At 71.2% G+C, this 17,364-nt stretch carries 14 protein-coding genes; 6 read left to right on the top strand and 8 right to left on the bottom strand.

Translation table 11 applies throughout. From position 1 onward, the window contains the following. The first annotated feature begins 36 nt into the window (after positions 1 to 36). Positions 37 to 1,488 (top strand): N,N-dimethylformamidase beta subunit family domain-containing protein, encoded by a 1,452-nt coding sequence (locus ABD371_RS31600; RefSeq protein WP_344484653.1) that lies wholly within the window; start codon positions 37 to 39, stop codon positions 1,486 to 1,488. Here ABD371_RS31600 and ABD371_RS31595 read toward each other — a convergent pair. Further along, a complete protein-coding gene (locus ABD371_RS31595; protein ID WP_344484650.1) occupies positions 1,472 to 2,203 on the bottom strand; it encodes an HAD family hydrolase in 732 nt (243 codons plus the stop codon). The genes ABD371_RS31600 and ABD371_RS31595 overlap by 17 nt on opposite strands. A 6-nt stretch (positions 2,204 to 2,209) precedes the next feature. Then, positions 2,210 to 3,373: a serine/threonine protein kinase gene (locus tag ABD371_RS31590; protein ID WP_344484647.1), complete on the bottom strand. Its 1,164-nt coding sequence runs from the start codon at positions 3,371 to 3,373 to the stop codon at positions 2,210 to 2,212. 303 nt (positions 3,374 to 3,676) lie between these two features. Here ABD371_RS31590 and ABD371_RS31585 point away from each other — a divergent pair, with 303 nt between their 5' ends. From ABD371_RS31585 to ABD371_RS31570, 4 genes are all read left to right on the top strand, one after another. Beyond that, on the top strand, positions 3,677 to 4,978 hold the full coding sequence (locus tag ABD371_RS31585; protein WP_344484644.1) for an extracellular solute-binding protein: 1,302 nt from the start codon (positions 3,677 to 3,679) through the stop codon (positions 4,976 to 4,978). A 58-nt stretch (positions 4,979 to 5,036) separates the two neighbouring features. Further along, complete coding sequence (locus ABD371_RS31580; protein ID WP_344484641.1) at positions 5,037 to 6,035, top strand: carbohydrate ABC transporter permease; 999 nt, start codon at positions 5,037 to 5,039, stop codon at positions 6,033 to 6,035. Positions 6,036 to 6,163: 128 nt separating this feature from the next. After that, positions 6,164 to 6,931, top strand: a complete 768-nt coding sequence (locus ABD371_RS31575) for a carbohydrate ABC transporter permease (protein ID WP_344484636.1) — start codon at positions 6,164 to 6,166, stop codon at positions 6,929 to 6,931. A 143-nt stretch (positions 6,932 to 7,074) separates the two neighbouring features. Then, positions 7,075 to 8,172 (top strand): radical SAM protein, encoded by a 1,098-nt coding sequence (locus ABD371_RS31570; protein ID WP_344484633.1) that lies wholly within the window; start codon positions 7,075 to 7,077, stop codon positions 8,170 to 8,172. Positions 8,173 to 8,200: 28 nt separating this feature from the next. Here ABD371_RS31570 and ABD371_RS31565 read toward each other — a convergent pair whose 3' ends face one another. From ABD371_RS31565 to ABD371_RS31555, 3 genes are read right to left on the bottom strand one after another with little or no spacing between them, the layout of a single operon-like run. Further along, a complete protein-coding gene (locus ABD371_RS31565; protein ID WP_344484630.1) occupies positions 8,201 to 9,187 on the bottom strand; it encodes a GHMP family kinase ATP-binding protein in 987 nt (328 codons plus the stop codon). After that, positions 9,184 to 9,738: an NUDIX domain-containing protein gene (locus tag ABD371_RS31560; protein ID WP_344484627.1), complete on the bottom strand. Its 555-nt coding sequence runs from the start codon at positions 9,736 to 9,738 to the stop codon at positions 9,184 to 9,186. Before ABD371_RS31560 ends, ABD371_RS31565 begins: the two co-directional genes overlap by 4 nt. Then, positions 9,735 to 10,811, bottom strand: coding sequence for an NAD-dependent epimerase/dehydratase family protein (locus tag ABD371_RS31555; RefSeq protein ID WP_344484624.1), 1,077 nt, complete (start codon positions 10,809 to 10,811; stop codon positions 9,735 to 9,737). The genes ABD371_RS31560 and ABD371_RS31555 overlap by 4 nt, the downstream gene beginning before the upstream one ends. 302 nt (positions 10,812 to 11,113) lie before the next feature. Here ABD371_RS31555 and ABD371_RS31550 point away from each other — a divergent pair, with 302 nt between their 5' ends. Next, positions 11,114 to 12,769 (top strand): NAD-dependent epimerase/dehydratase family protein, encoded by a 1,656-nt coding sequence (locus ABD371_RS31550; protein ID WP_344484621.1) that lies wholly within the window; start codon positions 11,114 to 11,116, stop codon positions 12,767 to 12,769. Between the two features lie 126 nt (positions 12,770 to 12,895). Here the strand turns inward: ABD371_RS31550 and ABD371_RS31545 are convergent, their stop codons facing one another. The 3 genes from ABD371_RS31545 to ABD371_RS31535 form a co-directional block, all read right to left on the bottom strand. Then, complete coding sequence (locus tag ABD371_RS31545; RefSeq protein ID WP_344484618.1) at positions 12,896 to 13,597, bottom strand: nitroreductase family protein; 702 nt, start codon at positions 13,595 to 13,597, stop codon at positions 12,896 to 12,898. Between the two features lie 70 nt (positions 13,598 to 13,667). After that, positions 13,668 to 15,830 (bottom strand): ATP-binding protein, encoded by a 2,163-nt coding sequence (locus ABD371_RS31540; RefSeq protein WP_344484615.1) that lies wholly within the window; start codon positions 15,828 to 15,830, stop codon positions 13,668 to 13,670. A 5-nt stretch (positions 15,831 to 15,835) separates the two neighbouring features. After that, on the bottom strand, positions 15,836 to 17,364 hold a 1,529-nt coding region (locus tag ABD371_RS31535), incomplete at its 5' end, for a hypothetical protein (RefSeq protein WP_344484612.1).

Genomic DNA, 17,364 nt, shown 5'->3' with positions numbered 1-17,364 from the left:
GGACGATCACTGGGAGGGCACATGATAGAAGGCTATGTGAACCGTGAAAGCGTGACGGCCGGCGAGGTCCTCACGCTCCATGTCTCGACCGATTCGGATGAATTCAGGGTGCGTTTCTACCGATTGGGCGGCGAGCTTTCCTTCCTGACCGAGTCCGAGCCGTTCCCCGGGGAGTTCAAGGCTCCGCCGCCGCATCCGGACGGGGGCGCGCCGCTCGCCTCGCCCGCCGTGGGCTGGGACTTCCCGGCCTACTCCTTCCGGACTCCGGAGGACTGGACGCCGGGGATCTATCTCGCCCATCTCATCGAGGGCGACGAGTCGTCGGCCAGGGCCGCCCCGCTGCTGGACGACACCGGGATCGAGGGCTTCGCCCGGGAGTTCTTCGTCGTCAGACCGCGGGATCCGGGCCGGCACGGACGGATCCTGTACAAGAAGTCGACGTACACCCGGCACGCGTACAACCAGTCGAACAACGAGAGCGTGTCCCGCACCTGCAATCTGTACGAGAATCCCGTTTATCAGGAGGCCACGGACGGCGAGCCGCGCGGGCACCGGCTGAGCCTGCACCGGCCGGGCGGGGTCATCGACCTGGCCTACTGGGACGCTCCCTTCATCGCCTGGCTGGAGCGCTGCGGCTACGCGGTGGAGTACTGCACCGATCTCGATCTGCACGAGGACCCGGATCTTCTCGCGCCCTACGATCTGCTGCTGAGCGTCGGGCACGACGAGTACTGGAGCGGGGCGATGCGCGACCATGTCTCGGCCCATGTGCGCTCGGGCGGCAATGTGGCGTTCTTCAGCGCCAACACCTGCTGGTGGCGGGTGCATCCGGTGGACGGCGGCAGCGCGTTCGTCTCGGACACCGATCACCGGGTGGGTCAGGAGTATCCGCATCTGCCGGCCACGGATCTGTGGTGGCCCCGGCCGCCCGAGGGCGTCGGGTCGCCGGAGAACTCGCTGACCGGGGTGAGCTTCCGCAACGGCGGCATGTGGCCCGGCGACTGGCCGGGCGACCGGCCGCGCGCCGGATACACCGTGCAGCACGCCGATCACTGGGTCTTCGAGGGGACCGGGCTGCGGGACGGTTCGGACGGCGGGGAGCCGGACGCGCTGGGCGCGGGCACGGCACTGATCGGGTACGAGTGCGACGGCGCGGCCTTCGCCTACGACGGGCGGGGCGTCGCCCGGGCGACCGGCGCGGACGGCACCCCGGACTCCTTTCTGATTCTCGGGATCTATGTGCTGGATCCGGTGAACGAGAGCTTCCACGATCTGAAGTGGGGTCACTGGAACTGCCCGGAGCGGGAGCCGTCGCAGACGGGCCCCCGGGCCGCGACGATGGGCATCCACACGGCGGGCGGCACGGTGTTCGCCGCCGGTACCACCGACTGGTCCGTGGTGTGCGGTCTGGAGCTGGACGCCGGGGTGGTCCGGGTGACCCGCAATGTGCTGGACCGGCTCTCGCACCGGGCTACAGCAGTCCGGTGAGCGCGTGCAGGGTGGTGATCCGCGCCGCCCGGTCGGGCAGCGGCGGGGCCGAGCCCTGCACGGCCCGGTCGGGCCGCCACAGATGGACGGCGCGCATCCCCTGCGCCAGCGGACCCACCACGTCCGGCTCCCACATGTCCCCGACGAAGAGCGACTGCCCGGGGGCCGTGCCGCACGCGTCGAGCACGGCGCGGTAGATGAGCGGATGCGGTTTGCGCGCCCCGGCCCGGGCGGAGCTGACGACGGTGTCGACCAGATCGCCGATGCCGGCCTCGTCCACCGCGCGGTCCAGGTCCCAGAACCAGTTGGAGCAGATCGCGACCGTCAGGCCGTGCTCGCGCAAGCGCGCGAGCACGGCCCGTACATCGGCGAAGAGTTCCAGCCGCAGCTGCTTGATCGCCGTGTCGATCTCGGCGGCGAGATCGGCCGCCTGGTCCTCGGGCACTCCCCGCTCCAGCGCGCGCAGCCGCAGCCGCTCGCGCTCCCAGCGCCGGTAGGTCTCCTCGTCCGCGGAATGGGCGAGATGCTCCTCCCCGTCGCCGGGCCCCGCCGACCACTGGTCCCCCCAGCGCGCGGCGGCCTCGTGCAGCCCCCGGCGCAGAAAGAACGGCTCGTGGCTGGGCGGCAGGGGCGGCACCATACGGACGAGCGTGCCGTAGAAGTCAAAAATCACTGCCTTGACATCGGACGGCCCGCCGGACCGTATGGCGCCCACGGTGGATCAGTACCGTCCGTGCCGGCGGGGGAAGTAGTCCTCGCAGTCGCCGTCGCGCTCGATGTCGACGGTCGCGCAGTGCAGCCCGCCGCCGAAGGGGCCGACGGCCCGGAAGGGCACCGGCACGATCTCGAAGCCGTAGGCGGCCAGCTGCTCGGAGAGGCGGACCTCCTTCTCCTCGATGCACAGCGTGTTCTGGTCCAGGTTCAGCATGTTCCCGGCCAGCCAGGGGCTGCAGTAGGAGAGCTTGGGCGGATGGTCCCAGCTGGCCGGCTGGACCGCCTCGATGATCTCCCAGTCGTTGAGCTTGAAGAAGTCCATCAGCTCCTGGTCGGCGAGGCGTTCGCCGCAGTGCAGCACCAGACCGGGCCGGAGCGGGACCCAGGTGGCGTCGATGTGCAGGGGATGGGTGTTGGTGGAGGTCACCGCGTGCACCCGGTGGTCGGGGTAGTGGCGCTTGAGCCACTGGTAGCCGCTGCGGTTGGTGACGAAGGACAGCTGGACGAAGAGATCCTTGCCGAATCGCGCCACATCGGCGGCGTCGAAGAGGGGCTCCTCCTCGGTGAGCACCAGGTCGTAGTCGCGGACCTTCGCGAGCTGCACATCGGTGGGCAGATCGTTGTAGGTGTCCCAGAAATCGGTGTGGTAACTGGCGTCGGTCAGCCGGGGCTTGGGCGCGGCCTCCCAGCGCATGCGCTCGTCGGACTGGAAGAGCTCCTGGAGGATCGGCCGGTAGGCGAGGTACTCGTGCCATCGGCTGCGGTACGACATGGTCGCTTCCAGGACCTCGTTGCCCACGGTGAGCAGGATGTCCCGGGGGGGCATACACCCGGACATCGTGTCCTGCTCCCAGTCCGGGGTGGAGACCTTCTGGTTGAAGTCGACCGGGGTCGGCCGGTCCACCCGGATACCGCGTCCGCGCAGCATCTCGGCGAAGTCGTCGAGCTGTTCATTGGCCTCGGCCGTCATCTCGGCCGGCATCGGTCCATAGGTGCCCAGGGGGAACCCGTCGTCCGGGAAGTCGCGTCGCACCGCTGGTTCCGGCGCCTGCACCACGGCCTTGTCGGCCCTGCCGACGATGACATGGCGCAGTGGGTCCCAGCCGTTCCACGAGTTGACCCGTATGGGCCTGGTGGCTGATTCGCCAGTCGTTGTGCCGTGCTCAATCACGTGCCAACACCCTTCGATAGGTGACGCGGGAGACACCAGGAGAAAAATGAGTCAGGAGAGGTGTCACCGTCAAGGGTGCCCAAGTGGCGCATCCTAGTGTTTTGCGTCAACTAAGAACGGCCGATCCGCTCCCCCACGTGCTTCCCTCTCTCGCTCACCCGCCTGGCCGGGGGGCTGCACTCAGCAAGAACGTTCAATAATTCGGTGATCCATCCTGGCCAAAAAGCGCCTCACGGGTAGTTTGCCGCTCTTCCCTGGGTAGATACGTGCCCGGTTCAGCCCGTACTCGAAAGGTGGAGACCCATGCCCTGGCGCTTACCTCGCTTCACCTCGGCCGTCGGTACCGTCGCACTCGCGGCGACGCTCGCTTCCTGCACTTCCGGCGGGACCGGGGGCTCGCCGGACGCCGCGAGCCAGAAGGGCGGTCTGACGGTCTGGCTGACCGTGGACGCTCGGGAGAGCTGGCCCGATCTGGTCGCCACCACGAACAAACGATTCGCCGATCGATATCCGAATATCGATGTGAAGGTGCAGTACCAGCAGTGGACCAGCAAGAACCAGAAGATTGACGCGGCCTTCGCGGGCCAGGACGTACCAGATGTTGTCGAGATGGGCAACAGTGAAACCACCAACTACATTGTCAACGGTGCGTTCAGTGCCGTCCCCAAGGAAGATTTCGACCATTCCGCGGAATGGCTCCCGGCGCTTTCGGACGCGTGTCAGTGGAAGGGCGAGACCTACTGTGTCCCCTACTACGCGGGCGCGCGCGTGGGCATCTACCGCACCGATCTGCTGAAGAAGGTCGGGGTCACCAAGGCCCCGCGAACCTACGGCGAGATGCTCTCCGTCCTGGACAAACTGAAGGCGGAGTTCGGTTCCACCGACAAGAATTTCTCCGCCTTCTACATGCCGGGCCGTTACTGGTCCGCCGCGATGGCGTGGGTGAAGGACGCCGGCGGCGAGATGGCCGTCGAACGCGACGGCCGCTGGCACGGCGCGCTCTCCTCCCCCGAGTCCGTCGCCGGACTGACCACCTGGAAAAAGCTGATCGACGACTACTACGTCGGCGACCGCTCCAAGGACAACGCCGACGAGCCCGGCGTGGTCGGCCAGGGCAAGGTCGGCATGTTCTACGGCAATACCTGGGAGGCGAACGCCGCCGCCGATCCCCGCTCCGGCGGCAATCCCGCCCTCCGCGGGAAATTCTCGACCTTCGCCTTCCCCGGCCCCTCCGGCGAGCTGCTGCCGCCCTTCCTCGGCGGCTCCCTGCTCGCGATCCCGGTCAAGTCGAAGAAGCAGCAGCTGGCCAAGGAATGGATCAAGCTGTTCACCGACCGGAGTTCGCAGCAGCAGCTGATCAAGGCCGAGACGCTGCCCAACAACACCGTCCAGCTGCGCGACGTGCCCGCCGACGGCATCAACGGAGCCGCCGCGCTGGCCGCCGAACGGGGCTGGGTCACCCCGCTCGCCCCCGGCTGGGTCGCGGTGGAGAAGTCGAACATCCTGCCCTCGATGCTCCAGGACATAGCGACGGGCAAGAAGAGCGTGCGTCAGGCGACCCAGGACGCCGACCGGGAGATCGACAAGATCGTCAACGAGAACTGACGGCGGCCCACGAGAGCCACAGACGCCCGCGCACGACGACGCGAGGAGCCTCGCCCGCATGGTGACCGCAGGTCCGCCGCGCCCCTCCGGCGCGCCCTCCGCACGCCCGCACCCCGTCCGACCGCCCGCCGGAGGACGGGGCTCCAGGGGCGGCCGGCCCCCGTCGGCGGTGCGGCGGGCCGTCCCGTACCTCCTCATCGCCCCGACCGTCCTCGCGCTCCTCGCGGTCCTCGGCTATCCGCTGGTCGATCTGGTGACGCTGTCGTTCCAGGACATGACCCGCAGAGAGCTGTTCGCGGGGACCGCGCCGCCGTGGGCGGGGCTCCAGCAGTACCGGACCATCGCGGCCGACCCGTTCTTCTGGGAGGTCGTCGGGCGCACCGCGCTCTTCACCGTGGCGTGCGGCGTGGTGACCATGACGGCCGCGATGCTGGTCGCCCTGTTGATGCGCCGGGTCTCGCCCTGGGTGCGGGCGACGATGGCCGGTGTCCTGGTCGCCGTGTGGGCGATGCCGGTGATGGTCGCGGCCTCCGTCTTCCGCTGGCTGGTGGACGCCGACCACGGAGTCGTCAACTGGCTGCTGGGGCGGCTGCCCGGGGCGGACTTCGCCAAGCACAACTGGTTCGAGAATCCCTGGCAGGGGTTCACCGTGATCGTCGCGGTCGTGGTCTGGGGCGCGCTGCCCTTCGCCGCCATCACCCTTCAGGCCGCTCTCACCCAGGTGCCGCCGGAGCTGGAGGAGGCGGCGCGGGTGGACGGCGCGAGACCCTCGCAGGTGTTCCGGCACATCACCTTCCCCGTCATCAAACCCGCGTTCGTGATGGTGACGACGCTGACCGCGATCTGGAACTTCGGCGTCTTCAACCAGATCTGGCTGATGCGGACCGGTCAGCCGGAGAAGGACTACTACCTGCTCGGCGTGTACTCGTTCATCGAGTCGTTCGCCGTGAACCGCTACAGCAGCGGCGCGGCCATCGCGGTGGTCACCGTGCTGCTGCTGCTCGTCGGGGCCGTCGTCTACGTCCGTCAGCTCGTCAGGATGGGAGAGGCCGAGTGAGCGTCACATCCCGTTCACCATCACGCTCCACACCCCGTTCCACGTCTCGCTTCACATCCCGCGCCCGGCGCGCGGCCGGCCGCCGATCGAGGCGGGCCGATCTGCTGGGGCTGCTCTTCTGCGCCGTGATGGCCTTCCCCGTCTACTGGATGCTCCTCACCGCGTTCCGTCCCGCCTCCCAGATCCGCAGCGACCCGCCCTCCTTCTGGCCCTCCGAACCGACCCTGGAGCACTTCCGCCGCGCCATGGAGTCCGAGACCTTCTGGTCCAGCGTCCGCGCGAGCGTCCTCATCGGCGCGGGAACCGTGGTGATCTCCCTGCTCATCGGGGTGCTGGCGGCCTATGCCCTGGCCCGGTTCGCCTTCGCCGGGCGCAAGGCGTTCATCCTGGTGATCCTCTCCGTGCAGATGATCCCGCTGGCGGGCCTGATCATCCCGATCTATCTGCTGCTCAGCGACGCCGGGCTGACGGACAGTCTGACCGGGGTGATCCTGACCTATCTGGTCTTCATGCTGCCCTTCACCGTCTGGCTGCTGCGCGGATTCATCGCGGGCATCCCGGTGGAGCTGGAGGAGGCGGCGATGGTCGACGGCTGCACCAGGGCAGCTGCCTTCCGGCGGGTGCTGCTGCCCCTGCTCGCGCCCGGACTGGTCGCCACCTCCATCTACTCCCTGGTCCAGGCGTGGAACGAGTACGTCCTCGCCTATGTGCTGCTGTCCAGCACCGACAAGCAGACCGTCAGCATCTGGCTGGTGTCCTTCCAGACCAGCTTCGGCACCGACTACGGCGCGCTGATGGCGGGAGCCACGCTCACCGCGCTGCCGGTCGTCGTCTTCTTCATGTTCGTCCAGCGCCGGGTGGCCGCCGGCCTGGCTGCGGGAGCCGTCAAGGGCTGACCGCCGAAGGCCCGCGCACCGCGCGGCGCCGGCAGTGAGCGCCCGACGCACAGGGCGCGGGAGCGGTGTGCGCACCGCTCCGCCGAAATACCGAGAACACCTGGGCCGTCCGGCCCGGTTCTCTTGACCAGCAGGAGATCACTTTGACGTTCGACCGTCTTGACCTGGTGTCCAAGCTGTACCAGCCCTCCGGTTGGCCCCGGGTTCTCGAAGCGGCCTCGGGGCAACGTTCCTCGGGACCGCTGGTGGTGGACCTCGATCCGACGACGTTCTGCGATCTCGCCTGCCCGGAGTGCATCAGCGGCAAGCTGCTGAATCAGGGACGGTTCACTCCCGAGCGGCTGGCCGAACTGGCCGAGGAGCTGATCGAGATGTCCGTGCGGGGCGTGGTCCTCATCGGCGGCGGGGAGCCGCTGGCCCACCGGGGCACCCGCAATGTCCTCCGCGTCCTCGGCGAGGCCGGGGTCGCCATCGGCGTCGTCACCAACGGCACGATGATCAACCAGAACCTGGACGAGCTGTCCCAGTACGCCTCCTGGGTGCGGGTGTCGATGGACGCCGGCACCAGCGAGACGTACGGGGTGTTCCGGCCGGACCGCAAGGGCCGCAGCGTCTTCGACAAGGTGATCGGCAATATGCGGCTGCTGGCCGGGGTCAAGAAGGGCGCCCTCGGCTACTCGTTCCTGGTGATGACCCGCCGGCTGCCGGACGGGACCATGGTGAGCAATCACCACGAGGTGCTGGAGGCGGCGCGGCTGGCCCGGGACATCGGCTGCGACTACTTCGAGACCAAGGCGATGTTCGACGACGGCCACCATGTGATCCAGGTGGCCGAGGACATCCTCAAGTCCGTCGACGAGCAGCTGGCCGAGGCCGAGCAGTGGGCGGACGGCTCCTTCGAGATCATCAACTCCTCGACCCTGACCTCGCTCAGGAACCGGGTGGGGGCGGTGCAGCCGAAGGAGTACCACCACTGCAAGGTGGCCGAGCTGCGGACGCTCATCACCCCGTCCGGGGTCTATGTCTGCTCCTACCACCGGGGCAACTCCCAGGCGAAGATAGGCGACGCGGTCACCGAGCGGCTGCCCGACATATGGAAGAACTCGGACCGAGGGGTCATCGATCCGAGCCGGGACTGCCTCTTCCACTGCGCGCGTCACCGCTCCAATCTCGAAATGGACAAGATCGCGACCGAAGCGGTGACGCCCGAGATGGGCGGTGACTACGACCCCTTCCTCTGATCCCTGTCTCTGATCCCCGTCCGCGGGGTCAGGTCAGACCGGCCGCCGCCCGGGTGGGAATCACCCGGGCGGCGGGGCGGACCTTGGCCAGCGCCCGCCGCAGCGCGGCCGTCCGGTCCGGGAGATCCGCCCGGTGGCAGACGCCGACCAGTGCTCCGCCGCCGCCCGCGCCGCTGAGTTTCAGCCGCAGGCCGGCGGCGCGCAGCGCGGCCGTGCGCAGTTCCTCCAGGACCGGGGTGGACATCCGCTGCTGATCGCGCATGGTGGCGTGGGCCCGGTCCATCGCGGCGGTGAGCCCGTCGAGATCGCGCGCGCCGATCGCGGCCCAGGCCTCGTCCGACGCCCGGTCCGCCTCCTTGAGATAGAGCGCGAGCGCGGGATCCCGGTCGGCGAGCTGTGCCCGTACGACGCGGATGTGGTCGCTGGTGTCCTTGCGGGTCGCCGAGTCCACCACCACCACGGCCCACTCCTCGGGGAAGGTCCGGCGCTCCAGGATGTCGGGCAGCCCGGTGGGCCGGCCCGACAGCAGCAGCGCGCCGCCCTCGATGACGGCCAGATGGTCCATCCCGCCGCCGTTGAAGTGGGCGAACTCGAACTCGTACGCCCACTGGGCGAGGGTCGCGAGCGGGATGCCCGGCGAGCGGGCGGCGCCCTGCCCCGCGTACGCCGTGTACGCCGTGTGTGCCGTGTACGCGCGGAAGAGGCCCACGATCAGGGCGGTCGAGGAGGACAGCCCGCTGGCGGCGGGCGCCTCGCTGTGGACGGCGACGGCGGGCGGCTCCGGTCCGAGACCGGCGATCCGTCCGCGCAGAAACTCCCACACCTGGCCGGACCAGCCCCCCGCCCCGGCCGCCGGAGCGGCCGGGGCGGGGGCGGTGCCGGCGGAGGTGGTCTCGACGGCGGTGGTCAGATCCAGGGCGAGGCTGACGGAGCGACCGCCGAGCCAGTCCAGATCCTCACCGGACAGACAGGCCCGGCAGGGCACCACCGCGCGTATCGCCTCCGACGTGTTCACCGTGCCTGGAACCTTCCGGTCGATTCGAACTCTCGGAGCATCTCCAGCACCACGGCGGTCGGCGGGTGGAGCGGGACGGGGACGTCGTCCGGGTCGCGGAACTCCGCCCGGAGCACTTCGTCCGGTCCCGGCACCAGCTCGCCCGACCAGTCCAGGGCCAGGAAGCAGAGGGCGAAGCAGTGGGTGACGTCGCCGTTGGGGTAGGTGAGCGTGTGCACCCCGGGGTCGGAGAGCGACCCGAACGGAATCAGGTCCTGTCTCCGCACCCGCAGCCCCGTCTCCTCCCGGAGCTCCCGTACGGCGGCGGAGGCGAAGTCGCCGCCCTCCTCGCACGCGCCGGCCGGGATCTCCCAGACGCCCGTGTCGGCACGCTGCTGGAAGAGCACCCGTCCGCCGCCGTCCCGCAGCAGTACCTGCGCGCCCGGGACGAGGAGTGTTCTGCTGCCGACCGCCTGGCGCAGCGACCAGATGTAGGAGCCGGTGTAACTCACCAGTGCACGGCCTTCCTCGGTGCGCGGCCGGTCCCCGGCCGTCTGCGCCAAAGGTGTCACGCGGCCTTCTCCGCGAGCCAGTTCGGCACCGCCTCCGGGGTGGCGGTCAGCCAGCGCACATAGCGCTCCACGCCTTCGGCCACGGTGATGCCGGGCTTCCAGCGCAGCAGTTCGCCGAGCCGGGCGGTCGACGCGTAGCCGCCGAGCGGGTCGTCGGCCGGGCGGGGGGTGATGACGAACTCGGAGCCGGGGAAGTGCGGGGCGATCAGCTCGCCCACCTCCCGCACCGAGGTCGGGACGCCGCTGCCGACGTTGACGGTCTCACCGACCACCCGGTCCTCGACCAGGGCGAGCGCGGTGGCGGCCGCGATGTCGTCGACATGGACGAGGTCGCGCACCTGGACGCCGCCTCCGTTGAGCCGCATGGGCAGTCCGAGCCGGGCGTGCATGGCCAGCCATGCCACCATCCAGGAGTGGCTGCCCGGCTTGGGGACCTGGGGGTCGCCGTAGACGGAGAAGTAGCGCAGTACGGAGTATTCGGTCCCGGTGCCGCCGAGCATCAGCCGGGTCTGGTGCTCGGCCCAGAGCTTGGAGTTGGCGTACACCGACAGCGGGTGCGGGGGCTGGTCCTCGGCGAAGACCTGCGCGCCCTCGGCGGGCGCGACGCCGTTGCCGTAGACGGCGGCCGATGATATGAGAACGAGGCGCCGCACATCGGCGGCCGCGGTTTCCTCCAGAACGACCTCGGTGCCCTCGATATTCGCCTTGAAGGCGATATCGGGACGGCGGGTGCAGGCGGCGACATCAGCGAAAGCGGCGGCATGGACGACATAATCGGCATCGCGCAGCACATCACGCACCCGCTCCCGGTCGCGGATGTCGCCGACGACCAGTCGTGAGGCCGTCTTCTGAGCGCCGAACAGCTCATGCGTGGAATCCGGATAGGCGTCCATCCGGTCGAGTACGGTGACTTCCGCATCGGCCCCGCGCAGCAGGGCGGTGAGTCTGCTGCCCACCAGCCCGGCGCCGCCGGTCACCACCACTCGGGCACCGCTGAGCTTCTCCAGGCGGGAAGCCACGGATTCGGTGGCCCCGGCGGCTTCGGTACCTTCGGCATCGGCCTTCACAGTCATGCGGACTCCTCTATTGGTGATACGCATGTGGTTCACGCGCTGCCAGCATGACGATCATCGTCGGCTGAAACCAGGGTGCCTTTTCGGAAGCCCCGCAGCCTTCAAATGACCCACCGTACTGTCCGAAATCAAATGGTCGGCGGAGAACGCGGACGCGGAAATCCGCCGCCTGCCAGGAACCAGAGCACGGAGGACCTGTGACGCGTTATCGCATCAGTGGCGCGGTGATGACCCACCCCAAGCGCCTGCCGGCCGCGGAGAGACTCGCCGCGTCGGCTCCCCCCGGAGCCTTGAAAGTGGTAATGGATCCCGATCCGGCCGGAAAGCCGTCGGTGCTCCGCACCGCGCTGGCGGCGTGGTCCTCGATCGAGGAGGGCGCCACTCATCAACTTGTCGTCCAGGACGACATGATTCTCTCCGAGACGTTCTTCGAACGGGCCCGCGCGGCGGTGGAGGAAATGCCGGACGCGGCGCTCGCCCTGTTCGCACTGTGGGATTCGCGCAACGGCGCGGCCGTGCGCTTCGGCGCGATGGCGGGAGTGCGCTGGGTCGGCGCGGTCAATGAGTACTTCCCCTGTGTGGCCATCATTCTGCCCCGGCGGGTCGCCGCCGGGTTCGTGGAATACGGCAGACGGCGTCTCGACGCCTGGCCGGACGACATCCTCATGTATCAGTATCTGCGGGCCAACCGGATCCCCGGCTATGTGTCGGTGCCCAGCTTCGCCGAACACGAGGACCACGGCAGCATTTCCGGGAACGCCTTCCGGGGGCCGCGCCGATCGGTGTGCTTTCTCCCCGACGACCGCCCCGGGGACGAGGGGTCGCGGCTGGAGGGGCTGCGGGTCATTCCCTTCTTCAAGCACGGGGTCGCACAGTGCACGGTGAGAGTGGAAGGGCCGGGTCCGGAACGATGGCTGCATCTGGAGTGCGAGGACTATCTGGAAGGGTCCGGGATACGCGTCGGAAGTCTTGAACCAGCCAAGTTGGGGTTGACCGAAGCAGCAGAGAAAGAGGCCGTTCGGGGCACCTGGCTGACCGCCTTCACCATGGGATTCGTCCACCGGAGGGAGGGAAGGGGCACCGACCTTTCCCAGACACCCGCCTGCGCCGAGGCGCTCGCCACCATCGGCCCCGGCGGAGTGAGCCACCACCGGAGCGAGGAGCGGATCGCCGAGATGCGCGAGAGCCTGGCCGAGATCGCCCGGGCCGGTGTCGAGGCGGGCATCGAGGCCGCCGGACGGTCCCTCACCGCCGCCCGGCCCACGCGCGGGGGCCCGGACCATGAGATCGGACTCCTCGGCGGGGCCACCCTGCTCGGCGAGCACGTCCTGCGCGGTCTCGCCGACCGGGGCCACCGGGTCACCGCCGTCACCACCTCGGACGGACGGCTCGACGGCCTCGACACGCTGATCGACCTCCGCCCGCTGGGGGCCGGCGACGGCGCGGGAGCGCATGTCGTGGTGCGCTCCCTGGACCGCGTCACCGGAACCGGCCGCTCCAGGACCGCCCTGTACACCGGCGATCTGTACGGTCCCGGCTGCTCGCTGGACTCGCCGATCGGCCGCATGGTGTGGAGCGCGCTGCGCAGCCACCCGGTGGTCCTCACCGACCCCCCGGGCGAGGGGCTGCGGCCCCTGCACACCACCGACCTCATCGCGGCGCTCTCCCACGCGCTGCGCACGCCTCCCGCCGGGCGCTCGTTCCTCCTCCCCGACCCGGACCCCGTCGGCATGCGCGAACTCGCCGAGAAGGTAAGGGCGGCGGTCCGCCCGGTGCCCGTCGAGACCGTCGACGCCCCGCACGCCACCCGGCCCCCCTCGGCCCCGGCCCCGGGACGGGCCCCCGCTCCGGCCCCGGGGCGGCCCGCGGAGTGGAAGCCCTCCATGGATCTCCACCACGGACTGCACACCTTCGCCCAGTGGCTCGCCTACGAGGGCATCCGGTACGCGTCCGAGTGATCGCCCGACACCCGGCGACGGGGGCCGGACCGTACCGGAAGCACACGGTACGGCCCGGCCCCCGGCCCGGCCCCCGGGGGACACGGGGTCCGCTCCCGCCTCGGCGAGCGAATCCCCGGGGGCGGTTCAGATCTCGGTCATCACCTGGTCCAGGGATTTGCGCACCAGGTCGGGCACCTCGCAGTCCGGGGCCGGATAGCCGACCGGGATGACGGCGAAGGCCTTCTCGTTGGCCGGGCGGCGCAGCACCTCCGAGAGGAAGCGCATCGGGCTCGGGGTGTGCACGAGCGCCGCGAGGCCGGAGAGGTGCAGCGCGGTGAGCAGCATGCCGACGGCGATGCCCACGGACTCGTCGACGTAGTAGTGCTTGCGCTTCTCGCCGTCCTCGCCGAGCCAGTAGCGCTGCTGGAAGACGACGATCAGGGCGGGGGCGTCGGTGAGATGCGGTTTGACGCGGTCGGTGCCGAGCGGACGCAGGGCGGCCAGCCACTCCTCACCGAGCCGGCCGTCGTAGGAGAGCCGTTCCTCCTCCTCGGCCGCCTCCCGGATCCGCCGCCGCACCTCCTCGTCCTGGACCAGGACGAAGGTCCAGGGCTGCTGATGGGCGCCGGAGGGGGCGGTGGCCGCGCAGGCGATGGCGTCCTTGACCACTTGTGCGGGGACCGGGTCGGTGGCGAACTGCCGTACCGTACGGCGCTCGTCCATCCGGGCGCGCAGCTCCGCCGCGCGGGCGAGGGAGTCGGCCGGGTCGGTCCGGCCGGGCCGGTAGGGAACGGGGCGATAGGGATCGCCGTGGATGGGACTCCAGCGCTGTTCTGATGTGGACATGCAGGGGAGTCTGCCGGGTGGCGCGGCCCAGCGGCAGGGGGCGGGAAGTGCGGGAGCACGAGGGTCGCGGTCAGTCCTCCTCGCCGAGCAGGGCCGCGTACTGTCCCAGCTCGCCGGGGCGCAGCAGCCGGGCCTCGCGCTGGAACTGGCGGGCGGCCCCGCGCACGATGTGGCCCATGCCGATCTCGGCGCTGCCGCTGTCGGCGGCGGCCAGCGCGGCGGTGCGGGCGGCGGCGCTGATGCCCGCGCCGGTCATGTCGAGGCGGGAGAGCGCGTCCAGGTCCACATCCGTTCCGAGCGGAGCCTGTGGGGGGAAGGCCAGCCGCCAGAGTCTGCGCCGCTCGGGGATGCCGGGGCGGGGGAAGTGGATCACGAAGTGGAAGCGTCTGGTGAAGGCCGGGTCGATATTGTCCTTGAGGTTGCTGGTGAGGATCACCAGTCCTTCGCTGGCCTCCAGGCGTTGCAGCAGATAGCCGACTTCGAGGTTGGCGTACCGGTCGGTGCCGTGCTTCACCTCGCCGCGTTTGCCGAACAGCGCGTCGGCCTCGTCGAACAGCAGCACGGCGTGGCTCTCCTCGGCCTGGCGGAAGGCGTCCTCCATGTTCTTCTCCGTCTCGCCCACCCATTTGGAGACGACCTGGGAGAGGTCGACCTTGAGCAGTTCGAGGCCGAGCATGCCGGTGACGATCTCGGCGGACATCGTCTTGCCGGTGCCGGGTTCGCCGGTGAAGAGGGCCTTCACTCCGCCGTGCGCCGAGCGGCGGGCGAATCCCCAGGTCTCGGCGATACGGGGCCAGCTGCGGAAGGCCGAGGCGATCTCCAGGATCTGTCGTGACTGGGCCTCGGGCAGGACCAGGTCGCCGGCCGTGCGCCGGGGCACGATCGACTGGACGCCGCTGCCGCCGCGCCCCCGGGTCACCGTGGCGATGGCGGGGGCGACATGGCGGGCGATCGGCTCCGGGCTGCCGTTGCCCGCGAGCCTGGCCCCGGTGTCGGCGACGGACGCGACCGCGCGCAGTTCCCGGCCGCTCATCCGGTACCGGACGGCGAGATCCTCCAGCAGGGTTCCGCCGAGACCGGGGAGGGCGGCCGACCACATCGCCCGCCGCTCGTCGAGCCCCGGTACGGGCAGGGTCAGTTCGGCGTAGGACCGTGCGGCGAGCAGCCCTTCGGGCCGCCAGGGGGCCAGGCCGGTCAGACAGACCGGGACGCGTGAGCGGAGCAGGGCGAGGATCGTCTCGGCGGCGCTCCGGCCGCCGGGCGGGCCGCGCAGCTCGTCGGCGGGGATCCACAGCAGCGCGCCGAGCGCGGCGGCCGTGCGCAGATCGTCCTCGATGTCGTGGGTGAGGGTCCGCAGGGGCCGGCCCGCCACCCGGGCGAGCGCCCGCGCCGCGTCGGGCTGGCCGCCGGGCGGGCAGCCCCACAGTCCGGCGAGGTCGATGTCGCCCGTGCCCAGCGCGCGGCCGAGCCGGACGAGCCGGTCGGAGGCGAGATACGGCGAGAGGTAGGGCGAGAGAAGCGGCGACGGCGGGTGCGGCTCCGGCCCCGCGACCTCGCCGGGGTCGTGGCCGAGCAGCCCGGGGTCGCCGCCCCAGCCGAGCAGATACTCGAAGACGCCCGGGGCGAGGACCAGTTCCCGGGCGAGGTCGACCGGGGCGTCGCCGTGCGGGCGGAGCAGGCCGTATCTGCGCAGGGGGCCCGCCGGGCCCAGCGCGCGCCGCCGGGCGAGCCGGGCCGCCGGGGTGTCGGGGCCGACCGCCGTCAGGAGTTCCGCACAGGGCAGCCGCCGGTTGAGGTTGTCGACGATGTAGGCGTAGATCCGCTGGTATCCCGGGTCGAGTTCGGGCGCGGCGGCCAGCAGCAGCGCGTCCTGGTCGGCGCGGCTCAGACCGAAGCGGGCCGCGAGCGCGTCCAGGGGGAGGGTCGCGCCCCCGGCGGCGGCCCGGCGCCGCAGCTCCCGTTCCGCTTCCGCTCCCTCTTCCGCCTCGGCGTCGGCGTCGGCGTCGGCGTCCGGGGTGTCGGGATCGGCCAGGGTATCGGCGAGGATGTCCACCTCTTCGAGGAGGACGGCGGCCTGTTCGTCGGTCACGCAGTACGGGACGAGATCCGGTCTGCTGAGCCGGGCGGTGATCTCCGCCCGGCGTTCGACGGCGGCGCGCAGCGCCCGGTGCAGTGCGATGAGCCGGATGCTCAGATGTTCCCGTGCCCATCGGTCCGGTGCCGGTCGGTTCATGTCGTTCATCCGCCCGAGAAGGTCAGGCTCCGGCCGCCCAGCCACACCACGTCGGGCACGTCGGCGAGGAGGCCGGAGCGGAGGAGGTCCGCGTGGCGGCGGCCCAGCGGGATCCGCACCCTGACGGTCTCGGGGCCGAAGCGGACGGTGGCGTCCAGGTCCGCGAACCGGAGCAGGGCCGTGAGCGGGTCGGGGGTCTCCCGGTCGCGCCAGAGCGTCCAGGCGACGGTGCTCAGGCCGAGCGTCGCCGCCAGGGTGACGCAGCGCTCCAGGCCGCCGTCCTCGGCGAGGGGCACGGCCCGGCGGTCGTCGACGAGCGCGCGGGCGAGTTCGGTGAGCCGGGCGGCGTGTCCGGGCAGCGCCGCGACCAGCCGGGGGTCCGGTGGCGCGCCCCGCGCGCTCCACACCGGGGTGCGGCCGGGCAGTCGCCGTACCGGGTCGCCGCGCAGCGGCCTCAGCAGGGTGAGGAAGGGGACGCCCGCCGCCGCGAGTTCGCCGAAGGTCCCGGGGGGAAGGGGTCCTTCGCAGATCAGCACGGGGGGCCGGCCGCAGAGCCGCCAGTACGGGAGCAGTTCGGCCGCCCGATCGGCCCAGGCGACGGGGAACAGGCCCTGGGCGTCGACCAGCAGCAGCCGGTCGCCGGCCCCTGTGATCAGCAGGGGGTCGGCGGGGTCGTGGCCCCGGCAGACCGCCAGCGCGAGCACCCCGTCGAGCACCGGGAGCGCGGGGCCCACGAGCCGGGCGAAACGGGTCAGCCGCTCCTCGGGCACGGGCGGGTCGAGTCCGGCGAAGACGGCCGCGGTCTCGCTGTCCCGCTCGGCCCGCCGCCAGCCACGCCCGGTCGCGCCCAGGACCTTGTACGCCAGCGCGGCGGCGAACAGGGGCGCCTCGTCGGCCAGTTCCACACCGGCCAGCGCGGGTCCCAGCGCGTCGAGATAGCCGATCCGCGCGAGCGGCCCGGCGAGCAGGAACGGCAGCACGGACCCCACTCGCGCCTCGCCCCGCGCGGTGGACGCGAGACCGCCCGCGGCGGCCCGTCCGTCGGCGCTCTCGTACCCGGCGGTACGGGGGAACTCCGGGCCGTGCTCGGCGGAGCCGGGCGGCACATCGGCCGGGGGCTGCTCGACGGGCGGTCCTGGCTCGGTCCGCGCGGGTCGGACGCCGTCCTCGTGGCCGGGCGGGGTGTCCACCGCACCGGGGGGAGGGGCGGCGGTGCGCCGGTGCGCCGCGCCGGTGGGCGACGGCGCGAGGGCGGTGGCGGCGTGCCCGGCGAGGAGACGGGCCAGGGCCGTGAGGTCCTCGCTCCCGGCGAGGGGGACGAGAAGCCGGGCGAGGGCGAGGAGATCGTCCTCCGCCGGGGCACCGGCGGCGGTGGGGGCGGCGGCGGCCGGCGTGCCCGCGTCGGCCGGGCCGGGCGGGGCGGCCGGCGTCGGGGCGGGCCCGTGCCCGGCCGCGCGCCGGGCGGGTTCCGCGATCAGCGGTGCCGCCCCCGGCTCGCGGGCCCGGGGCAGCGCGAGCAGATAGACCCGTACCG

The sequence above is a fragment of the Streptomyces amakusaensis genome (genome assembly GCF_039532665.1).
Classification (GTDB): Bacteria; Actinomycetota; Actinomycetes; order Streptomycetales; family Streptomycetaceae; genus Streptomyces; species Streptomyces amakusaensis.
The sequence above is the reverse complement of the archived record's forward strand: the minus strand, read 5'-3'. Positions and strand labels throughout refer to the sequence as shown.

Bases quoted from the DNA above. Each gene is read 5' to 3' on its own strand.
- ABD371_RS31585 (WP_344484644.1), top strand. From the start codon at position 3,677: ATGCCCTGGCGCTTACCTCGCTTCACCTCGGCCGTCGGTACCGTCGCA.
- ABD371_RS31580 (WP_344484641.1), top strand. From the start codon at position 5,037: ATGGTGACCGCAGGTCCGCCGCGCCCCTCCGGCGCGCCCTCCGCACGC.
- ABD371_RS31575 (WP_344484636.1), top strand. From the start codon at position 6,164: ATGGCCTTCCCCGTCTACTGGATGCTCCTCACCGCGTTCCGTCCCGCC.
- ABD371_RS31555 (WP_344484624.1), bottom strand. From the start codon at position 10,811: ATGACTGTGAAGGCCGATGCCGAAGGTACCGAAGCCGCCGGGGCCACC.
- ABD371_RS31550 (WP_344484621.1), top strand. From the start codon at position 11,114: ATGGATCCCGATCCGGCCGGAAAGCCGTCGGTGCTCCGCACCGCGCTG.
- ABD371_RS31545 (WP_344484618.1), bottom strand. From the start codon at position 13,597: ATGTCCACATCAGAACAGCGCTGGAGTCCCATCCACGGCGATCCCTAT.
- ABD371_RS31540 (WP_344484615.1), bottom strand. From the start codon at position 15,830: ATGAACCGACCGGCACCGGACCGATGGGCACGGGAACATCTGAGCATC.